We start from the raw sequence: 17208 nt of genomic DNA on the forward strand, positions 1-17208 counted from the left end.
CCCCCCGGGGGCCCGTGGCAGGCCGCCGCGGACAACCCCTAGGGTGTGACGGTCCACCACAAGATCGACACCGGGGATCCTCGACCGATGCCTTCGCCCGCCGTGTACAGCCCGCCGCGAACCGCCGCCACCGCCGCCACGGTGGCGCTCGCCCTCGGCTGCGCCGCGCAGTTGTTCGTCCTCGTCGCCGACTTCCACATTCTCGCGGCGGCGGACGACCGTTTGGCGCTCGACGACGCGGGCCGTCTGTTCGACGGCGCGCTCGTGCTGCAGAACCTGGTCCTGACGGTCGTGCTGGTCACCTTCCTCACCTGGTTCTACCGGATGCGGGTCAACGCCGAGGCGATCAACCCGCAGGCGCACCACCAGCTCCAGCGCTGGTGGTCGATCGGTGCCTGGTTCGTCCCGGTCGTCTGCCTCTGGTTCCCCCGGCAGATAGCGGTCGACATCTGGCAGGCCGGCGTCCTGCCGGACCGCCCGGGGGAGCGGGCGCCGCAGTCGTTCACACTGCTCAACTTCGGCTGGGTGGTGTTCCTGGCGGGCATCGGGATCGGTGAGGTCGGCGTCATGGACTACGACCAGGCGCACTACCCGGACAGCTTCCAGGAAGCCGCCCAGTGGATGATCACCGGTGAGACGCTCCTGCTGGCCGGCCTGGTCTGCGCGATCCTGCTGGTCCACAAGATGACGGAGATGCAGGAGCAGTACGTCGCCGCCCGCGCCGCCCGCGCCTACGGCGTCCACGTCGGCGAGGTCCAGGGCTGAGCGGCCCGCCAAAGCGTCGAGCCGGCCTCACCCCGCCCGGGCGACGCGCAGCATCGCGGCGCCGTGGGCCGCGACGGTGGCGCTGATGGTGCCGGAGGTCGCGCCCGTGGTGTGTTCCCACAGGTCGCGCACCGTGTAGGAGCCGGCCTCCGGCAGGCCGACGGCGGAGGCGGTCGTGGAGATGACGGCCGCCTCGGCGCCCTCGTTGAACAGCGTGACGGCCACCGAGCCATCGCTGAGGGGTTTGGCCAGGACGTCCAGGCCCCCGAGCGCGCCGACGGGGCGGCCCTGCTTGCCGAGGGGGTCCTGGTCCACGGCGATGACCTCGGTGTTCCTGAGGACGGCCAGGGTGCGGGGCGTGGCCGTGCGCAGGTCGGTGCCGGCCAGCAGCGGCGCGGCCATGGCGGCCCACAGCGAGAAGTGGGCGCGTTCCTCCTCGGCCGTCATGCCGTTGCCGACCTCCAGCGCGTCGGGGTCGTTCCACGCGCCCGGGCGGGCGTGGTCCGCGAGCAGCGCGTTGACGTGGAAGATCTCCACCATCCGCCGGTAGCTGGGGTCGATGTCCGCGGTGGTGCGCCACAGCTGGCCGACCTCCGCGCCCCAGCTCACGACGTCCTGGTCGCCCCAGTTGCACAGGCTGAAGACGATCGGACGGCCCGTGGCGGCCAGCGCCTCGCCCATCGCCTCGTAGCGCTGGCGCGCCGGGATCGGCTGGGAGCCGGGGCAGCTGTCGTACTTCAGGTAGTCCACGCCCCAGGCCGCGAAGGAGGCCGCGTCCTGGCGCTCGTGGCCAAGGCTCCCGGGGAAGTGCTCACAGGTCTCCGCGCCGGCGCTCTCGTAGATGCCGAGCTTCAGACCCCGGGCGTGGACGTACTCGGCCACGCCCGCGATGCCGTGCGGGAACTTCACCGGGTCCGGCACCAGGCTCCCGTCCGCGGCGCGCTCCCGGCTCATCCAGCAGTCGTCGATGTTGACGTACCTGTAGCCGGCGCCCTTCAGACCGGTGTCGCCGATCGCGTCGACGGTCTGCTCGACCAGCTGCTCGTCGACGTCGCAGCCGAAGGCGTTCCAGTCGTTCCAGCCCATCGGCGGGGTCGGCGCCAGCTCGGCACCGCCCGAAGCCGCGCCCGGCACACCGGCCCAAGCCGCGCCCGGCACACCGCCCGGCACACCGCCCGGCGCAGCGGCCGTCGCGACGGCGGGCGCACCGCCCGGCGCAGTGGCGGTCGCGACGGCGGGCGCAGTGGCGGGCGCGCCGGCGGCCGGGGCGACGGCGAAGCCGGCCACGCTCAGCACGGCCGCGAGCGCGGCGGCCCAGGGTTTGCGCATCATTCCTCCAAAAGGGGGGGGGCAGGCAGGGCGACAGGACCGCCAGGGGCACTGCCGGGCACTGCCGGGGGGACTTGCGGGGACGGACAACCGATGCTTCGTAATCTGCTGACACCGCGCGGCCGTCAACCGGCGACCCCTCCACGACCACTCGAACGTGTCAGAGCGCAGGCCTGGGCGGACGTGCCGCCGACCGCGGACGGACATCGGGGACCCGCACCCGCACGCGGCGTCAACCGCCCGCGCGGGCACGGGCCTTCGGGGCGTGAATGGCCGCTTTCGCCCCACTGCGCCCCGCCCGAAGGGCTACGCTGCGAACGTGCCGCGTCACCGACCGCAAGCGGCCGTTCGCGAAGGAGTCCCGTGTCCTCGTCCTGCGACCCCCAGTACGCTCCGATCGGCGACGTGAGCACCGCGCTCATGCTGATCGACTCCCGGCTCCAGTCCGTCTACGAGGGCAAGACCGCAACGGACCCCGAACAGCGGCGCATGGTCGACCAGTTCGCCGCATCCCTGGGCGCGGCCGGACTCGACGACCTCCTGGAAGGCACCTGCACCCTCATCTACATGTACATGAACTGGCTGCGGCAGGCCTGCGCCAGCCAGGACGAGGACGTCGTCGGGTACTCGGTGCCCGCGCTGGTCGCCACGATGCGGATGATGCCCCGCACCTTCAAGCCCGAGGTCGTCCCGATGATGGCCGGCCTGCTGATCGCCGCGGGGACGGGGCTGAGCCCCAACCTGTGGCGCGCCCAGTACGGGCCGTGGACCAAGGACGAGATGAACCCGCTGGAGGCCACCGCGGTCCTGCTCGCCGAGCACATCAACCGCATCGCCGGCGACGACCACAGCTTCGCCACCCGCCTGATCTCCGACGCGCTCGGCCGCCTCGACGAGGAAGAGGTCTGAGCAGGAGGAACACAGGGGCCCCGCTACCCGCGCACGGGTAGCGGGGCCCCGGCGACGTTCAGGCGTCGCCGAACTCGCCGCAGCGGACGGCGGCGACGAACGACTGCCAGGCATCGGCAGGGAAGGCCAGGACGGGACCCTCGGGATCCTTGGAGTCACGCACCGGCACCCGGCCGGGAGCCCCGATCGCCACCTCGACGCATTGCCCTGCCTGGTGGCTGTAGCTGCTCTTGCGCCACGGGAGCGCCACCTCGACGCACTGCCCCCCGTTGCTGCTGTAGCTGCTCTTGCGCCAAGTCAACACGGCCAGCTCCTTGGACTCTTATGCCGGGAAGTCGCCCTTGCGGACGGCCGCCACGAAGGCTGCCCAGGCGGAGGCCGGGAAAACGAGCGCAGGGCCCTGCGGGTCCTTGGAGTCACGGACGGGGACGAGGCCGGGAAAGCCGGGGGCCACCTCGATGCACTCGCCCGCGTTGTCCCCGCTGTAGCTGCTCTTCCGCCACAACGCCCTGCTCAGCTCGGCGTTCTGCATGTCGATATTCCTCCATCGCTTCGGCGATCAGGGCACGGGAGTCGTCCATCGAGAGTACAGCCCCTCGGACGAGATCGAAGTCCCGGCGGCTTTCCTGCACGATCGTAGGAGCGTCACTGAAGTGCCCTCGGTGCAGGCTCTCCGAGTAGACCCACTCCTTGCCGTCCGGCAACTCGAGAAGGATGACGGATGCGCTCGGCAACTTCCGGGCCCTGAAGGCGAACGGCGCCACCTGAATGACCACGTTCGTCCGCTCTCCCGCCGACAGGAGGTGCTCCATCTGCCGTCTCATGGTGGCCGGCCCGCCGATGACGGAGCGGATCGCGCTCTCGTGGAGGACCACGATCATTGACGGGCCGTCATCGACCAGGAAGCGCTCCTGCCGACTCAGTCGAGCCGCCACCCGTTCGGCCAGCCACTGCGGATTGTTCCGGGCATCGCCGAGGCGGAAGATCTCGTGGGCGTACTCCTCGCACTGCAGCAGGCCGTTGATCCGCATGTACTGCAGCACTCGAACCCCCACGGCCTCCCCTTCCAGGCCGACGTACTGTTGGAACCAGTCCGGATGCTCGATGTCCGCATACCAGTCCACTCGCTCCCACAGCCGCACCAACAGGCCCCCCATGGCGAGTACTTCGTCGGCCCTCTCCACGGTGGCTCGATCCATGGGCCTCTTGCCGCCCTCGTACCGAGTGATCACCGTTCTGTGGCAGTGCAGGAGTCTGGCCAGGTCTTCCTGCTTGAGGCCGGCCTGCTCGCGTGCGAAGCGGAGCGCTTCACCGAACATCACCGCCGGGCTGGACGTGAGCCCGTTCTCGAGTCGCCGATGTGACATCCCAATTCCCCTCAGGTGCTGCGGATCTTTGCACCCCGATTTGGTCGTCACCGTAGCGCCAACGGCGGATCATTGATGCCGGAACGCGATCTTCTGCGTGCATAGCGTGATGGCGCGCTCCTTTCGTACGCCCGCTTCCGCCCCCGAGGTGCTTCGCCATGCTCACATCCTGCTGCAGCCCCCGCCCCCGTGCGTTCGTCGCGCGGCTCGACTCCTGCCTCGAATCGACGCGCCTGGCGCGGCAGTTGCTCCGGGCGTACCTCGCGGCCCTGCCCTCCGGGGAGCGCTACTCGGACGTCGCCGAGCTCCTGCTCGGGGAGCTGTTCGCCAACGCCGTCCAGCACTCGGACGCGCCCGACGACCGCCGCATCGAGATCCGCTTCGCCCTCACCAACGGGCTCCTGCGTATCGAGGTCCACGACGCCGGGAGCGGCCGGCCGTCCCTGCGTTCGGCCTCCGTCTGTGACGAGCGTGGGCGCGGGCTGTTCCTCGTCAACGAGCTCTCCGCGCGCTGGGGTTGTTGCCCGCGCGTGGGCGGGATCGGCAAGTTCGTCTGGGCGCTGATCGCCCCCACCGCCGCGCTCGCGGCCTGACAGGGAGTGCCCACCATGCGACTGGCCCTCACCGCCCAGCACCTGCTCGACACCGGCCACGCCCCCGCCGAGGCCTATGCCGCCCTCGCCCGCCGCACCGGCGAGCCCCTGCGTTCGGCCCGCGCCGTGTGCACCGCCCTCGCGATCCCCGCCGCCGAGGTCGACCGCCGCCTGGACGACTGCTACGACGCCCTGCTCGCCGACCCCCGCCCGGGCGGCGAGGCCGACACCGGTGAACTCCTCGAAGCCCTCGGCGTCTTCGACGTCCCCAAGCGGCTCACCCCGCACGAGCTCGCCGTCGTCGACCTCTTCCTCACCGCGATCGACGCCCTCGGCGGCATCCGCGCCGGCCACCAGCACGGCCTCACCCGCTGGTTCACCACCGGCAACCTCACCGCCGCCTACCTCTCCCTCGCCGCCACCAAGCCCCTCCCCACCGCCGGCGACCCCGCCCGCTACTGGGCCACCCTCATCACCGCCGGCGAACTCCTCACCGCCACCCCCGCCCCGGACGTGCGCCTGCGCAACGCCCTCGCCCGCTGCCGCACCCACGCCGCCCGCACCATCGCCTGAGCGCGGGAAGTCGGCCCCGCCGACTTCCCGCGCCCGGGCGCCCCCCGGTCAGGCCTTGTCGAGGACCTCCGCCAGGCCCGCCGCGGCGAAGGCGGCCTCCAGCTCTGCGCGGCCCTCGGTGAAGTGGGCCCAGCTGTCGTGGTGGACGGCCACCACCCGGCGCGCGCCCAGCAGCGCGGCGGCCTCGGCGGCCTGGGCGCTGTCCAGGACGAGGGTCGCGCCGTCGAACAGGACGGGGAAGCGCGGCGCCCCGGCGAACAGGATCGCCGTGTCGAGGGGCGCGTAGCGCTGCGCGATCTCGCCGACGACCTCCAGCGAGGCGTTGTCGCCGCTGACGTACACGCTGGGCAGGCCCTCGCCGGTCAGCACGAAACCGACGACCTGGCCGGTGACGGCCTCGACGTCCTCGCGCGCGCCGGGCCCGTGCAGGGCGGGCACGCCGGTGACGGTCACGGTGCCGCCGCCCGGGCGCTCCAGCTCGACGCTCTCCCAGTCGGCCAGCCCCCGGGCGGTGCCGCCCAGGCGCTCGCCGCCGCCGGGGGTGGTGAGGGTGAGCGGGACGTCGGCCAGCAGCGCCCGGCCGGAGGTGTCCAGGTTGTCGGCGTGCTCGTCGTGGGAGAGCAGCACCACGTCGATGCGGCCGACCTCGGCGAGAGCGCCTGCGGGCGGGGCGGTCTTGACCAGCAGCGGGCGGCCCTCGCGCCCGTACTCGCCGGGCTCGTCGAAGGTCGGGTCGGTGAGGAAGCGCAGGCCGCCGTACTCGAACAGGGCGGTCGGGCCACCGAAGACGCGCACGGGGAAGGAAGCGGCGGAAGAAGCCATGACGACAACACCTCTCACGGATGGGATCGGAGTATCCGTGAGAAAACCTAGGGGATCATCACGGATGGGCGCAACCGATACCATGAGAAACATGACGGAGACCGCCCCCGACGCCCCTGCCGACACCACCCCCGACACCGCCTCCGACGCCGAAGACCCCACCGCCGTGCCCCCGGCGCCCGGCGAGGAGCAGCACCCCTGCCTGGCGCTGGCCAACAGCGCGATCGCCCTGCCCGGCGGCCACCTCCTCGACGCCCTCGCCACCCCCGCCGGCGCCGACCACTGGCTCCTGGAGAGGGGCCTGACCCCCGGCCCGGCCGGCCTGCAGGAGATGTGCGCCTCCCAGCTGCGCGCGATGCGCGAGCACGTGCGCTCCCTGCTGGCCGCCCGGGCCGCCGCCCACCCCGCGCGGCCCGCCGCGCTGGCCGCCGTCAACGACGCCCTCACCCGGGTGCCCACCGCCCAGCTCCTGCAGTGGGACGAATCCGGCCCCTTCCGCGCCGCCCCCCACCCCACCGCCGCGATGCTCGACCACGCGCTGGCCGCCGTCGCCGCCGACGTCGCCGACCTGCTCACCGGACCCGACGCCGAACGCCTGGCCGCCTGCGGCTCCCCGCCGTGCAACCGGTTCCTGCTGCGCCAGGGCCGGCGCCAGTGGTGCTCCACCCGCTGCGGCGACCGCGCCCGCGCCGCCCGCGCCTACGCCCGCCGCACCCAACAGCCCACCCCCTGAACCCCGTTCCTCCGACCGCGGGCCGCCGTTTCCCCCACCGCGCCGGAATAAACCGTGCAACTGGCCCAAGTCCACGGTTGCACGCAACCCGCTGACTGAAGGAAAGTCATGGGGTTTGGAGCAACTGCAGAGGTTCGTACGCTCGCACGGAGCTAAAGCAATCAATTGCAGGGGGAATCGCGAAGATGGTTTTCAGCAACCTGCCCCAACAACAGCGGGAGTTGCCCGAGGACGGCACGACCAACCTGTGGGGAGTTTCCAGACTGTCCGAGGTGCACCGGGTCCCGGTCGCCTCACTGCGCCCGGCCGACTCCCCCCGGCACCAGTCCGAACAGGCCGAACACACCCACCTCCTGGCCAACAGCGCCCAGGAGTTACCGCCGATCGTCGTGCACCGCCAGTCCATGCAGGTCGTCGACGGCATGCACCGGGTGCGGGCCGCGGAACTGCGCGGGCAGTCGGAGATCCGCGCCCGCTTCTTCGACGGGGCACCGGAGGACGCCTTCGCCCTCGCGGTGCGGGCCAACACCAGCCACGGCCTGCCGCTGTCGCTGTCCGAGCGCACCGCGGCGGCGGTGCGCATCCTCACCACCCACCCCCACTGGTCCAACCGCGCCATCGCCGCGGTCGCCGGGCTGTCCGCCAAGACGGTGGCCGCCCAGCGCCGCAAGCTCGGCCCGGCCACCCAGACCACCGCCCGCATCGGCCGCGACGGGCGGGTACGCCCGGCCAACAGCGCCGAGGGACGCCGCCTGGCCGGCCGCCTCATCCTGGAATCGCCAGGCGCCTCGCTGCGGGCCATCGCGCAGAAGGCCGGCATCTCCCCGGGCACCGTACGCGACGTCAGGGCCCGGCTGCTGCGCGGCGAGGACATCGTGCCGCTGCGGCACCGGTTGGACGAGAACGGCCGCGGCGGCCTCAACGAGAACCGCCAGAGCGGCGAACGCCGGCCCCCGGTGGCCCGCCTGGTCGCCGCCCCGCCCCCCGCCCCCGGCCGCGACGAAGGCGGCGTCAGCGGCATCTTCCCCAGCCTGTGCCGCGACCCCTCGCTGCGGCTGACCGAGAACGGCCGCCGGCTGCTGCGCATGCTGGAACTGCACACGCTGGACGGGCAGGGCTGGCAGAGCGTCGCGCAGTCGGTGCCCGCCCACCGCGCGCAGATCGTCTCCGAGCTGGCCCTGGAATGCGCCCGGCAGTGGCAGCGCTTCGCCTCCCAGGTACGCGAGCGGGCCGTGGCCCCGGTCGCGTGAGCGAGCGCCGCACCCCCGGGCAACCGCCGCCGCCCGAACAACCGCCGCCCGCCCGGGCAACTGCCGCCACGCGCCCGGGCAATCGCCGCATCGTCTGAACAACTGCCGCCACCCGCCCGAACAACTGCCGCCGCGCCGCGTGAGCAACTGCCGCCCCCCGCCTGCCAGTCGCGGCGGATTTCCCCACTTGCCCATCCTTGACTCCGAGTTCGCGCCACTGCTTACCTGACGCACCGCAACCGGATGTGTTCGTCCACCGACCTGTCCCGCTGGTATACCGCCGCAGAAAGGCCGTATCGACAATGAGCGAGCCCAGGAATGCACCCGCAGCCGAGCAGCCGGCCGGCGCCGGGGAACTCCCGTTCAATCCGGCCGACCCGGCACTCCAGGCCAATCCGTACCCCGCCTACCGCCTGCTGCGCGACGCGTTCCCGGCCCTGCAGGGGCCGCACAACGTCTGGCTGATCAGCCGCTACGAGGACGTCGAGGCACTGCTGCGGGACCGCCGCCTGGGCAAGGACTTCAGCAACTCGACGTTCTTCGAGCAGATCACCGGTGCCGAGGGCGACGACCCGCTGCCGTTCCTGGGCGTGGACGACCTGGACGCCAAGCTGTTCATGCTGACCGACCCGCCGGAGCACACCCGGCTGCGCGGCCTGGTCGCGCAGGCCTTCACCCCCGCCACGATCACCGCGCTGCGCGAGTCGGTCGCCGAGATCGTCGACGAGCTGCTGGGCGAGCTGCCCGAGCGCTTCGACATCATGGACCGCCTCGCCACCCCGCTGCCGATCCGGGTCCTGGGCACCATGCTCGGCATCCCCGAGGAGGACCGCGAGCGCTTCACCCTGTGGACCCGCGAGATCGCCGCGCTGCTGGACTTCGACACCGTGCTGACGCCCGAGCAGTCCAAGGCCCGCCGGGTCGCGGTCGCCGAGTGCACCGGCTACTTCGTCGAGCTGGCCACCCGCCGCGACGGCACCGAGGGCGACGACATCGTCTCCCAGCTGGTGCGCGCCCGCGACGAGGGCAGCGCCCTGACCACCCACGAGATCGCGGCCTCCTGCCTGCTGATCGTCGTGGCCGCCCAGGAGACCTTCTCCAACCTGATCGGCAACGCCGCCCTGGTCTTCGCCCGCCACCCCGAGGCCCTCGCCCACCTGGCCGACGACCCGAAGACCACCGACGCCACGATCAACGAGATCCTGCGCCTGGAGCCCCCGGCCCACCAGGTCGGCCGGATCGCACTGGAGGAGGTCGAACTGCACGGGAAGACCATCAAGCCCGGCGAGGCCGTCATCCTGATGGTCGGCTCGGCCAACCGCGACGAGCGGGTCTTCACCGACCCCGACACCTTCCTCCTCGACCGCGAGGGCCCCGGCCACCTCAGCTACAGCCGCGGCATCCACTACTGCCTGGGCGGCCCGCTGGCCACCATGATGGCCCGCGAGGCCCTGCTGGGGCTGGCCACCCGGATCACCTCCCTGGAACTGGCCGACAAGGACGTCACCTTCAAGCCCGGCTCCACCGGCCTGCGCGGCCCCGCCCAGCTGCCGCTGGTGGTCACCAAGCGCTGAGGCCTGCCCTGAGGCCCCCACGGACCGTGCCCTGCCCCTTCCCCCGGGGGCAGGGCACTTCGCGTACGCGGGCAAGCGCCCCGCGGCCCGCTCACGGCAGCACGTCGTAGGTGTAGAGCGCGGAGGCGTCGAGCACGGAGGCGGGCGTGGCGCCGGGCCCGAGCGGGGAGACGATCGGATCCCCGCTCCGCTCGCCCCGGAAGGTGGCCGCCGGGAAGCTCATGTCCGGGGCGTACAGGCGCCCGAAGCGGTTCATCCAGCCCTCCCAGATCCGGTCGACGTTGCAGTGGTGGAGGAAGAACACCGGGTCGTTGGGGGAGGTGCCCGGCGACATGTCGCCGCCGATCCACACGTGGACCTGGTTGTGCAGGTGCACCGGGCGGGCCGGCTCGCGCGGCAGCCAGCCCTCCAGCAGGTTGCGAAAGCCCTTCGAGGAACTGTCGAAGGCGGGCGTGTCGTAGCGGTCGGCGGCCTTCGTACTGCTGGCCGGCGGCTGGTAGGCGAGCGCGCTCTTGACGTCGGCGCCGGTGGGCAGGGTCGGCCAGTCGACGGCGAAGGAACGGCGCAGGCCCCGCGGCCGGGGCGTCTGGACGGGCATGCCGCTCAGATCGCTCTCGATGCGCACCGCGAACGAGGCCGCATCGGCCGCGTCGAAGGCGAACCTGCCCGTGCTCACCGGGTCGCCGTCGCCACCGAGGTAGTCGGGGCCGAAGACCGCGGCGTCGGTGGGGGAGCCGAGGTCACCGTCGGCGGACCAGTCCCAGTAGGGCAGGGCGAAGCCCGGCTTGCCCAGGACCTGCTGGATCCGCGCCTCCAGCAGGCCCAGCATGACCCGGTGCCAGGGCAGGAAGATCGGCCCGCGGTGGGCGGCGTTGCGCCGCGTGGGGTCACCGCCCGGCGGAACGGGCGTCATCATCGTCCAGCAGTGCCAGATCACGAACTGGTCGTACGTCGACACCGGGACGCTCGGCCCGGGCACGCCCAGCCGGTCGGTGGTCACACCGGCGCTGTGGTCCTGCTTGAGCGCCAGCACACCGGCGACGTAGTCCTCACGCGCGCCCGCGTCGGTCAGGATGTTCCTGCGCACCAGAGCCATCTCAGCCACCACCCCCGCCGCCACCGCCCTGGCCGCCACTGCCACCGTCCTGGCCGCCACTGCCCTTGTCACCACCGGCCTGGTCGAAGGCGCCGGGGAAGTGGCGGATCAGCGCCTCGACGGTGTCCACCGCCGAGTAGAACTGGTAGGCGGGCAGGCCGTGGCAGAACAGCACCCCGTCCCGGTCCACGTCCAGGGCCGCCGGCAGCGCACGCCCGTCCACGGTGATGTCGTAGGTGGTGACGATCCTGATCCGGTGGCCCTGGTACTGCGCGGTGCGCACGGAGGACGAACGCCCCGCCTGCCCACCCATACCGCCCATGCCGCCCATACCGCCCATGCCGCCCATGTGGCCGGGCGCGGGCCTGATGCCCGCCAGGTAGCGCCCGAAGGCGTCCGGCTCGGCGGCGGCGGCCAGCTGCGCCGCGGTGAAGGTCGGGTCCATGTCCACGTCCCGGGAAGTCGCGCCATCGACGCACCGCCGGCCGGCGGCCGCCGTCCCTCTCCCACCATCGCGCCGCCCCCGCCCCGGCGCAGCTCGGGCAGCGGGCGGCCCCGGCGCGCACCACGCACCGGTTGAAGAGGCAACCAGCCCGCGGCGCACCCCGCCACCGAGCGTGACCGGCGAGGGGCCCGCACCGGCGGGCGCGAACCGCGAACGCCGTCCGCGCCCCTGGCGGCCCGTCAGGTATCGTCACTCGCCACCGAGACGCGACCGCCCGTCCCGGTGAGCCCGGGAGGACCCATGGAGACCCGACCGACGCCGCAGGAGCCCCGCCCGGTCCTGCTCACCGGCGCCGCCGGCCGCATCGGCACCAGCCTGCGGGAGCTGCTGCCCGCCTACGGCTACCGGCTGCGCTGCTTCGACCGCCTGCCGGTGCCCGGCGAGCCCGAGGCGATCACCGCCGAACTGCAGGACGCCAAGGCCCTGGCGGCGGCGGTGCGGGGCGTCGACGCCGTGATCCACCTGGCCGGGCTCGCGGGGGAGGCGCCGTTCGCCGACATCCTCGCCGCCAACATCGACGGCACCCACCGGCTCTACGACGCCGCCCGCACCGCCGGGGTGCGCCGGATCGTCTACGCCAGCAGCAACCACGCCACCGGCTTCACCGAACGGCCCGCCGGCGGCGCCGTCGTGCCGGTGGACGCCCCGCCGCGGCCCGACACCTACTACGGGCTCTCCAAGTGCTTCGGCGAGAACCTCGCCTCCCTGTACGCCGACCGCCACGGCACCCAGACCGTCTCCCTGCGCATCGGCTCCTTCGCCGACCGGCCCCGCACCGTGCGGATGCTCTCCACCTGGCTCAGCCCCGGCGACTGCGCCCGCCTCGTCCACGCCGCGCTCACCGCCCCCGTGTCCGGCCACACCGTCGTCTACGGCATCTCCGCCAACACCCGCGCCTGGTGGGACCTCTCCTCGGCCCGCGCGCTCGGCTACCGGCCCCAGGACGACGCCGAGGCCTACGCCGCCGAACTGACCGCGAGACTGGGGGAGCTGCCCGCCGACGACCCGGACCACCGCTACCTCGGCGGCCGCTTCACCCAGACCGGACACTAGGCCCACGCCGCCGAGGCCCACGCCGCCGAGGCCTGCGCGGGCGAGGCCTGCGCGGGCGAGGCCCCGCGCGGGCGAGGTCAGCGCGCGCCCATGTCGCCGGTGGCGGGCGTGCCTTCGGCGAGGGCGTAGCGCAGGTACACGGTGCCCTTGGGGCCGGCGGCGGGCGGCTGGAGCAGTGTCAGGTTGGTGGGCACGGCGCCGGCGTCGAAGACCTTCTTGCCGACGCCGAGCGTGATCGGGTGCACCCACAGGTCGAGGCGGTCGAAGAGCCTGTCCCGCAGCAGGGTCTGCACCAGGTCCAGGCTGCCGACGACCCGCACCTGCTCGTGCCGCTCGCGCAGCGCGCCGACCTCGGCGCCCAGGTCCGCCCCCACCCGCACGGACCCGGCCCAGGAGAGGTCGGGCGTGCCGCGCGAGGCCACGTACTTGGGGACGCGGTTGAACAACTCCGCGATCTGCCCGTCCTTCTGGTGCGGCCAGTACGCGGCGAAGATGTCGTAGGTGCGCCGCCCCAGCAGCAGCGCGTCCGTGCCCTCGTACGCGGCCAGGATCTGCGCCCCGGTGGCCTCGTCCACCAGCGGCGCCTGCCAGCCGCCGAACGGGAAGCCCGCCGGGTCCTCGTCCGGCCCGCCGGGCGCCTGCCCGACGAGGTCGAGGGTCGTGAACAGCTCGATCCGAATGACGCCCATGCCTGCTCCCGGTGAAGTCGATCCGCCCCCGTCATGATGCAGACCCCGGGACGCCGGAAAACTCATCGCCGCGCCGCCCGCCGCAGCCTCCCTCGGCACGAAAGCGCCGCGCCGCCCGGCCGCCCGCGGGCCGGCCGTGGCCTGCCCGGGGGTGCTGGCCGCCACCCCGGGAAGGCCCCGGCCCGCCCGCGCGTCCTAGCCGCGCAGCCGGGTGGTCTCCAGCGCCGGGGAGGCCGTGATCTCGGCCTCGGTGAAGCGCTCCGTCACCCACTGCTTGCGCGAGAACAGCGCGGTCTGGTCGGTGTAGTGCGGCGACGCCGGGTTGACCGACTCGCCGTAGGTGAGCACCGTGCGGGTGCGCGGGCCCTGCGGGGTCAGCTCGGTGGCCATGACGAAGCTGGAGCCGCGCGCGCCGGTGCCCGGCTGCGGCACGCTGCCGCCGGTGCTGCCCGAGGCCGGGGACGCGGTCACCACGTCGAAGCAGCCCGCGCCGTCGTCGCAGCCGTGCAGCGCGATGCCCGCCCACCGCTGGACGTCGCCGATGGTGGCGTCCAGCGCGGTGCCGTCCCTGCCGAGGCGTTGCACCGCGTCCGCCAGGGCGCGCCGCACGTCGGGGCTGTCGCCGTCGAGCCCGCGCGGGGTGGTCAGCGGCTGCGCCGGGTCGTACGGCACCCGCCACACCGGGTTCCTGGTGTGCAGCCCGTAGCCGAACGCCTGCCACAGGACGGCGCCGTGGCCGGTGTCGTCGGCGCGGGTGTTCCAGGCCGCCAGCACCTCGCAGGCCCGGCTCACGTCCACCCGGCTGCCGTCGCTGGCGCTCAGCACCGGGTTGGCCCGGCACATCGCCACCGCGTCGTCCCGGTCGAGTTCGGCGTTCTGCTCGCGGTCGCCGAACATCGCGGCCTGCAGGGTGGACAGGGTGAAGCCCGGCGCGCCGAGCCCGTCCGTGCCCTCCCGGCGCTCGGCGATCATCCGCAGGCCGAGCTGGGCGCGCGGGCTCAGACGGGGCTCGGTGCCGTAGATGCCGGGGTAGCCGGCCAGCGGGGCCGCGGGGTTGGTGAGGTACGGGTTGTTGTTGGAGTTGGCGACGTAGTCCGCGCGCTCCAGCCGGGGGTGGTTCGCCGGGCCGAACAGGCCGGGGACGACGGCGCCCGGGTCGGTGCCCCAGGCGCAGGAGGTGATCGAGCCGTCCAGGACCGCCGGCAGGTCGTGCGAGGGCACCAGCGTGCACCGCGCGAGCTGCTCGTCGCTCAGGTGCGGGACGGCGGAGGAGTCGGTGAAGTACGTCGCGCCGCTGACGTCCGAGGCGAAGGTGTAGCTCCACGGCATGCCCTGGTAGGTGTCCTGCGCCCGCTTCAGCTCGGCCACGCTCTGCGAGCGGTCCATCGCCAGCCACTCGCTCATCGAGCGCAGGTTGTCGGCGTTGGCGTCGCGGAAGGCGTAGGCGTAGGTGTCCGTCCAGCCGACGCCCGCGTCCTGGTCGGCCAGCACCGGGCCGTAGCGGGAGGTGTAGATCGTGCGGGTGACGGTGGACAGGCGCCCGTCCGCGCCCCGGACGGTGACGGGCACGTCCTGGCGCCCCATCCTCTCGGCCCGGCCGTCGACCAGGTAGGAGGTCGGGTCGCCGGGCACGAGCGTGAGCCGGTAGACGGACCCGTGGTCGGCGAAGCTCGTCGTCGACGTGAAGGCCAGGTCGCGGGTGTGGCCGATCTCCACGACCGGCGTGCCGTACAGCGCCGCGCCGGAGACGTCCAGCACGCCCGGGATGGTCAGCTGCACCTGGTAGAAGCGGTGGCCGCCGACCCACGGCAGGTGCGGGTTGGCCAGCATCATGCCGTGCCCCTCGCGGGTGGCCTCGCGCCCCAGCGCCCAGGCGTTGCTGCCCAGGTCCCGGCCGTTCTGGCTCCCGTCGGCCGGGCGCTTGACGCCACCCGCCCGCGCCGGGGCCGCACCGGACGCGGCCGCGCCGGGCGGGGCGGCGGTGGCGACGGCCGCCTGGACGTCGGCGATGCCGGCGTTCCCGTTGACCTCGTAGATCAGGTTCCAGATGTCCTCGGCGGTGATCGGGCCCACCCACTGCCGGCCCCGGCAGCTCGCGTCGGGCAGGGCGTCCACACCGGTGTCGCGCAGGTAGCGGTCGTAGCCGGCCGCGTAGCCCTCGACCATCCGCCGCAGGTCCTCGGTCGGGCCGAGCGGCGCGCTCTGCTCCAGCAGCCGGTGCACCGTGCCGGCCCGCCGAAGTCCCTGGTGGTAGGTGTCGAGGGCCAGGTTCATGCCGTCGCCCGGGCTCTCGCCGTCCGGGCCGAACCAGCGCGACCGCTCGCCGCGCAACGTCACCACCTGGTCGGCGAGTTCGCACAGGTTGTCCTGCGCGAAGGCGTACCCGTACCCGTAGCCCAGGCCCCGGAAGTCGTGCGCGAGGACGTGCGGGATCCCGTACTCGGTGCGCCGCACCTGCGCCGAGTAGCCGTCCCCGCCGCCGAGTTCGCGATCGTCGCCGGCCGCCAGGGCCGGAGCGGGCAGCAGCGCCGCGGTGACCGAGGCCAGCGCGAACGCGGCCAGGGCGCAGGCGAACCGCCGCGGAAGAAGAGTGAACTGACGTCGAGTCATGCCCCCACCCTGCCGCCCCGCGGGCCGCGCGACATCGGCCCGGCGATCTATCCCGCCCCCGGCCCATGGGCCTGCGGATGTACACCCCGGGGCCTGCCGGAATACCGCCGCGCGGCGCCCGGTTGAGCCGGAGCGTGAACCAAGATCCACACCAGCTCGCCGGCCTCCACCCGCTCCTCGCCCAACGCGCCAGCCCCACGGCCTTCGACCCCTCGGCCGCCGTCGACGACCACACCCTCGACCTGCTGCTGGAAGCCGCCCGCTGGGCACCCTCCGCCGGAAACTCCCAGCCCTGGGGATTCCTCACCACCCGGCCCGGCGAACCGCGGCACGAACGCGTCACACGCCACCTCGCCCCCAGCTCGGCCCGCTGGGCGACCGGCGCGGGCCTGCTCGTCGTCACCCTGACCCGCCGCCACGTCGACGACAGCACGATGACCTACTCGGAGTTCGCCGACTACGACCTCGGCCAGGCCGTCGCCCACCTGACCCTCCAGGCCCAAGCCCTCGGGCTCGCCGCCCGCCAGTTCCGCGCCTTCGACCTGGACGCCCTCACCGAGGAACTGCGCCCCGCCCCGGGATGGGCGATCGTCTCCATGGTCGCGCTCGGCAAACCCGCCGCGGGGCCCGCCGCCCCCCGCACCCGCCGCACCATCGCCGACCTGCGCACCGCCCCCTGGGCACCACCCCCGCAGTGACCACCCCCGGCCTCACGCCCCCGAACGCGGGGCAGGGGAGGCGCCGTCCGCCGGCACCTCCCCTCCCGAACCCTCGGCACCGCCTTGGCGCCGGCCCGTCAGCACGCGTGCTGCTTCACGGCGCGACGCTGGAAGCGTGCGGCCACCGGACGGCGGCGCAGCCGGGCCGCCTGCCGGGCCTCGCGCACCAGGCGCTCGTGCTCGGCGCGGTCGGCGAGCTCGTGGGCCTGCTGCTGGAAGGTCTGGTACTCGATCATCTCGGTTCCCCTCCGGGGGTCTTGCCGTTCTGTTTCCCTGACGAGTAAGAGCTTCCTCTCCCAGTGGGGGGCGGGGCATCGGGAGCCTGCCCGATCCTGCGGCCCCCGGATGCCTTAGACCGGGCCCCGGACACCGTACTTACCTCGATTCAGAGGAAACCGCAGGGTCCTTACCTTACTTAGAGGGACTTAGATGCCTTAGACGCCTTCGATGGGCGGGGTTGACGCGCCCTCAGTGCCCTCAGGCGGAGCCCCGGCGGAACCACGCGCTCCGATCGCGCGTCCACGGGTCGGACCCCGTGCGGCACCCGCCCGCGGCCCACCGCACGACAACCGAACGGCGAAGGACCGACCGACATGACCATGCCCCCCACCACCCCCGACA

The 17208-nt window shown here is 73.3% G+C and carries 19 protein-coding genes; 9 read left to right on the plus strand and 10 right to left on the minus strand.

The genetic code is table 11. The features are described from left to right. Positions 1 to 87: 87 nt before the first annotated feature. Positions 88 to 765 (plus strand): DUF4328 domain-containing protein, encoded by a 678-nt coding sequence (locus VM95_RS34600; RefSeq protein ID WP_052707755.1) that lies wholly within the window; start codon positions 88 to 90, stop codon positions 763 to 765. Positions 766 to 792: 27 nt separating this feature from the next. Here the strand turns inward: VM95_RS34600 and VM95_RS34605 are convergent, their stop codons facing one another. Beyond that, the gene (locus tag VM95_RS34605; RefSeq protein WP_052707756.1) at positions 793 to 2094 is read right to left on the minus strand and encodes a glycoside hydrolase family 27 protein; all 1302 of its coding nucleotides are present in this window, start codon (positions 2092 to 2094) and stop codon (positions 793 to 795) included. A gap of 363 nt (positions 2095 to 2457) precedes the next feature. Here VM95_RS34605 and VM95_RS34610 point away from each other — a divergent pair, with 363 nt between their 5' ends. Beyond that, positions 2458 to 3003 (plus strand): hypothetical protein, encoded by a 546-nt coding sequence (locus VM95_RS34610; RefSeq protein WP_045704559.1) that lies wholly within the window; start codon positions 2458 to 2460, stop codon positions 3001 to 3003. 58 nt (positions 3004 to 3061) lie between these two features. On the opposite strand, the gene VM95_RS34615 is transcribed toward VM95_RS34610, so the two are convergent. The 3 genes from VM95_RS34615 to VM95_RS44905 are packed head-to-tail and all read right to left on the minus strand — an operon-like array spanning position 3062 to position 4322. Then, a complete protein-coding gene (locus tag VM95_RS34615) occupies positions 3062 to 3307 on the minus strand; it encodes a DUF397 domain-containing protein (RefSeq protein WP_045704562.1) in 246 nt (81 codons plus the stop codon). A gap of 18 nt (positions 3308 to 3325) precedes the next feature. Further along, entirely contained in the window at positions 3326 to 3457 is a 132-nt protein-coding gene (locus tag VM95_RS40930; protein ID WP_341846047.1) for a DUF397 domain-containing protein, read from the minus strand. Continuing rightward, positions 3420 to 4322 (minus strand): helix-turn-helix domain-containing protein, encoded by a 903-nt coding sequence (locus VM95_RS44905; RefSeq protein WP_244179065.1) that lies wholly within the window; start codon positions 4320 to 4322, stop codon positions 3420 to 3422. The genes VM95_RS40930 and VM95_RS44905 overlap by 38 nt, the downstream gene beginning before the upstream one ends. 206 nt (positions 4323 to 4528) lie before the next feature. On the opposite strand from VM95_RS44905, the gene VM95_RS34625 reads away from it, so the two are divergent. Together VM95_RS34625 and VM95_RS34630 are read left to right on the plus strand one after the other, a co-directional pair. After that, positions 4529 to 4963: an ATP-binding protein gene (locus VM95_RS34625; RefSeq protein ID WP_078861005.1), complete on the plus strand. Its 435-nt coding sequence runs from the start codon at positions 4529 to 4531 to the stop codon at positions 4961 to 4963. A 15-nt stretch (positions 4964 to 4978) separates the two neighbouring features. Next, the gene (locus VM95_RS34630) at positions 4979 to 5536 is read left to right on the plus strand and encodes a hypothetical protein (RefSeq protein WP_045704566.1); all 558 of its coding nucleotides are present in this window, start codon (positions 4979 to 4981) and stop codon (positions 5534 to 5536) included. A 48-nt stretch (positions 5537 to 5584) separates the two neighbouring features. Here the strand turns inward: VM95_RS34630 and VM95_RS34635 are convergent, their stop codons facing one another. Beyond that, positions 5585 to 6358, minus strand: a complete 774-nt coding sequence (locus VM95_RS34635; protein WP_045704568.1) for an MBL fold metallo-hydrolase — start codon at positions 6356 to 6358, stop codon at positions 5585 to 5587. 91 nt (positions 6359 to 6449) lie between these two features. On the opposite strand from VM95_RS34635, the gene VM95_RS34640 reads away from it, so the two are divergent. From VM95_RS34640 to VM95_RS34650, 3 genes are all read left to right on the plus strand, one after another. Continuing rightward, positions 6450 to 7091, plus strand: coding sequence for an ABATE domain-containing protein (locus VM95_RS34640; protein ID WP_244179066.1), 642 nt, complete (start codon positions 6450 to 6452; stop codon positions 7089 to 7091). Between the two features lie 185 nt (positions 7092 to 7276). Beyond that, entirely contained in the window at positions 7277 to 8341 is a 1065-nt protein-coding gene (locus VM95_RS34645; protein WP_045704571.1) for a ParB/RepB/Spo0J family partition protein, read from the plus strand. Positions 8342 to 8643: 302 nt separating this feature from the next. Then, the gene (locus VM95_RS34650) at positions 8644 to 9915 is read left to right on the plus strand and encodes a cytochrome P450 (RefSeq protein WP_045704573.1); all 1272 of its coding nucleotides are present in this window, start codon (positions 8644 to 8646) and stop codon (positions 9913 to 9915) included. Between the two features lie 91 nt (positions 9916 to 10006). On the opposite strand, the gene VM95_RS34655 is transcribed toward VM95_RS34650, so the two are convergent. Together VM95_RS34655 and VM95_RS42960 are read right to left on the minus strand one after the other, a co-directional pair. After that, positions 10007 to 11011 (minus strand): tyrosinase family protein, encoded by a 1005-nt coding sequence (locus VM95_RS34655; protein WP_045704590.1) that lies wholly within the window; start codon positions 11009 to 11011, stop codon positions 10007 to 10009. Position 11012: 1 nt separating this feature from the next. Continuing rightward, positions 11013 to 11456 (minus strand): hypothetical protein, encoded by a 444-nt coding sequence (locus tag VM95_RS42960; RefSeq protein ID WP_052707757.1) that lies wholly within the window; start codon positions 11454 to 11456, stop codon positions 11013 to 11015. Between the two features lie 300 nt (positions 11457 to 11756). Between VM95_RS42960 and VM95_RS34665 the strand changes: the two genes are divergently transcribed. After that, positions 11757 to 12569, plus strand: a complete 813-nt coding sequence (locus VM95_RS34665; protein ID WP_045704575.1) for an NAD-dependent epimerase/dehydratase family protein — start codon at positions 11757 to 11759, stop codon at positions 12567 to 12569. Between the two features lie 77 nt (positions 12570 to 12646). Here VM95_RS34665 and VM95_RS34670 read toward each other — a convergent pair whose 3' ends face one another. Beyond that, positions 12647 to 13258, minus strand: coding sequence for a dihydrofolate reductase family protein (locus VM95_RS34670; RefSeq protein ID WP_045704577.1), 612 nt, complete (start codon positions 13256 to 13258; stop codon positions 12647 to 12649). 195 nt (positions 13259 to 13453) lie between these two features. Further along, positions 13454 to 15868 carry a penicillin acylase family protein gene (locus VM95_RS34675; RefSeq protein WP_078861009.1) on the minus strand — a complete coding sequence of 805 codons (2415 nt, stop codon included), beginning with the start codon at positions 15866 to 15868 and terminating at the stop codon, positions 13454 to 13456. A 134-nt stretch (positions 15869 to 16002) separates the two neighbouring features. Between VM95_RS34675 and VM95_RS34680 the strand changes: the two genes are divergently transcribed. Beyond that, positions 16003 to 16566: a nitroreductase family protein gene (locus tag VM95_RS34680; protein WP_045704579.1), complete on the plus strand. Its 564-nt coding sequence runs from the start codon at positions 16003 to 16005 to the stop codon at positions 16564 to 16566. A gap of 98 nt (positions 16567 to 16664) precedes the next feature. Here VM95_RS34680 and VM95_RS42965 read toward each other — a convergent pair whose 3' ends face one another. Next, positions 16665 to 16823 carry a hypothetical protein gene (locus VM95_RS42965; RefSeq protein WP_157882276.1) on the minus strand — a complete coding sequence of 53 codons (159 nt, stop codon included), beginning with the start codon at positions 16821 to 16823 and terminating at the stop codon, positions 16665 to 16667. Between the last annotated feature and the right edge of the window lie 385 nt (positions 16824 to 17208).

This window comes from Streptomyces rubellomurinus, from assembly GCF_000961885.1.
Taxonomy (GTDB): domain Bacteria; phylum Actinomycetota; class Actinomycetes; order Streptomycetales; family Streptomycetaceae; genus Kitasatospora; species Kitasatospora rubellomurina.

Bases quoted from the DNA above. Each gene is read 5' to 3' on its own strand.
- VM95_RS34635 (WP_045704568.1), bottom strand. From the start codon at position 6,358: ATGGCTTCTTCCGCCGCTTCCTTCCCCGTGCGCGTCTTCGGTGGCCCG.
- VM95_RS44905 (WP_244179065.1), bottom strand. From the start codon at position 4,322: ATGTTCGGTGAAGCGCTCCGCTTCGCACGCGAGCAGGCCGGCCTCAAG.
- VM95_RS34645 (WP_045704571.1), top strand. From the start codon at position 7,277: ATGGTTTTCAGCAACCTGCCCCAACAACAGCGGGAGTTGCCCGAGGAC.
- VM95_RS34650 (WP_045704573.1), top strand. From the start codon at position 8,644: ATGAGCGAGCCCAGGAATGCACCCGCAGCCGAGCAGCCGGCCGGCGCC.
- VM95_RS34665 (WP_045704575.1), top strand. From the start codon at position 11,757: ATGGAGACCCGACCGACGCCGCAGGAGCCCCGCCCGGTCCTGCTCACC.
- VM95_RS34600 (WP_052707755.1), top strand. From the start codon at position 88: ATGCCTTCGCCCGCCGTGTACAGCCCGCCGCGAACCGCCGCCACCGCC.
- VM95_RS34640 (WP_244179066.1), top strand. From the start codon at position 6,450: ATGACGGAGACCGCCCCCGACGCCCCTGCCGACACCACCCCCGACACC.
- VM95_RS42960 (WP_052707757.1), bottom strand. From the start codon at position 11,456: ATGGACCCGACCTTCACCGCGGCGCAGCTGGCCGCCGCCGCCGAGCCG.
- VM95_RS34675 (WP_078861009.1), bottom strand. From the start codon at position 15,868: ATGACTCGACGTCAGTTCACTCTTCTTCCGCGGCGGTTCGCCTGCGCC.
- VM95_RS34625 (WP_078861005.1), top strand. From the start codon at position 4,529: ATGCTCACATCCTGCTGCAGCCCCCGCCCCCGTGCGTTCGTCGCGCGG.
- VM95_RS34605 (WP_052707756.1), bottom strand. From the start codon at position 2,094: ATGCGCAAACCCTGGGCCGCCGCGCTCGCGGCCGTGCTGAGCGTGGCC.
- VM95_RS34630 (WP_045704566.1), top strand. From the start codon at position 4,979: ATGCGACTGGCCCTCACCGCCCAGCACCTGCTCGACACCGGCCACGCC.
- VM95_RS34655 (WP_045704590.1), bottom strand. From the start codon at position 11,011: ATGGCTCTGGTGCGCAGGAACATCCTGACCGACGCGGGCGCGCGTGAG.
- VM95_RS42965 (WP_157882276.1), bottom strand. From the start codon at position 16,823: ATGATCGAGTACCAGACCTTCCAGCAGCAGGCCCACGAGCTCGCCGAC.
- VM95_RS34670 (WP_045704577.1), bottom strand. From the start codon at position 13,258: ATGGGCGTCATTCGGATCGAGCTGTTCACGACCCTCGACCTCGTCGGG.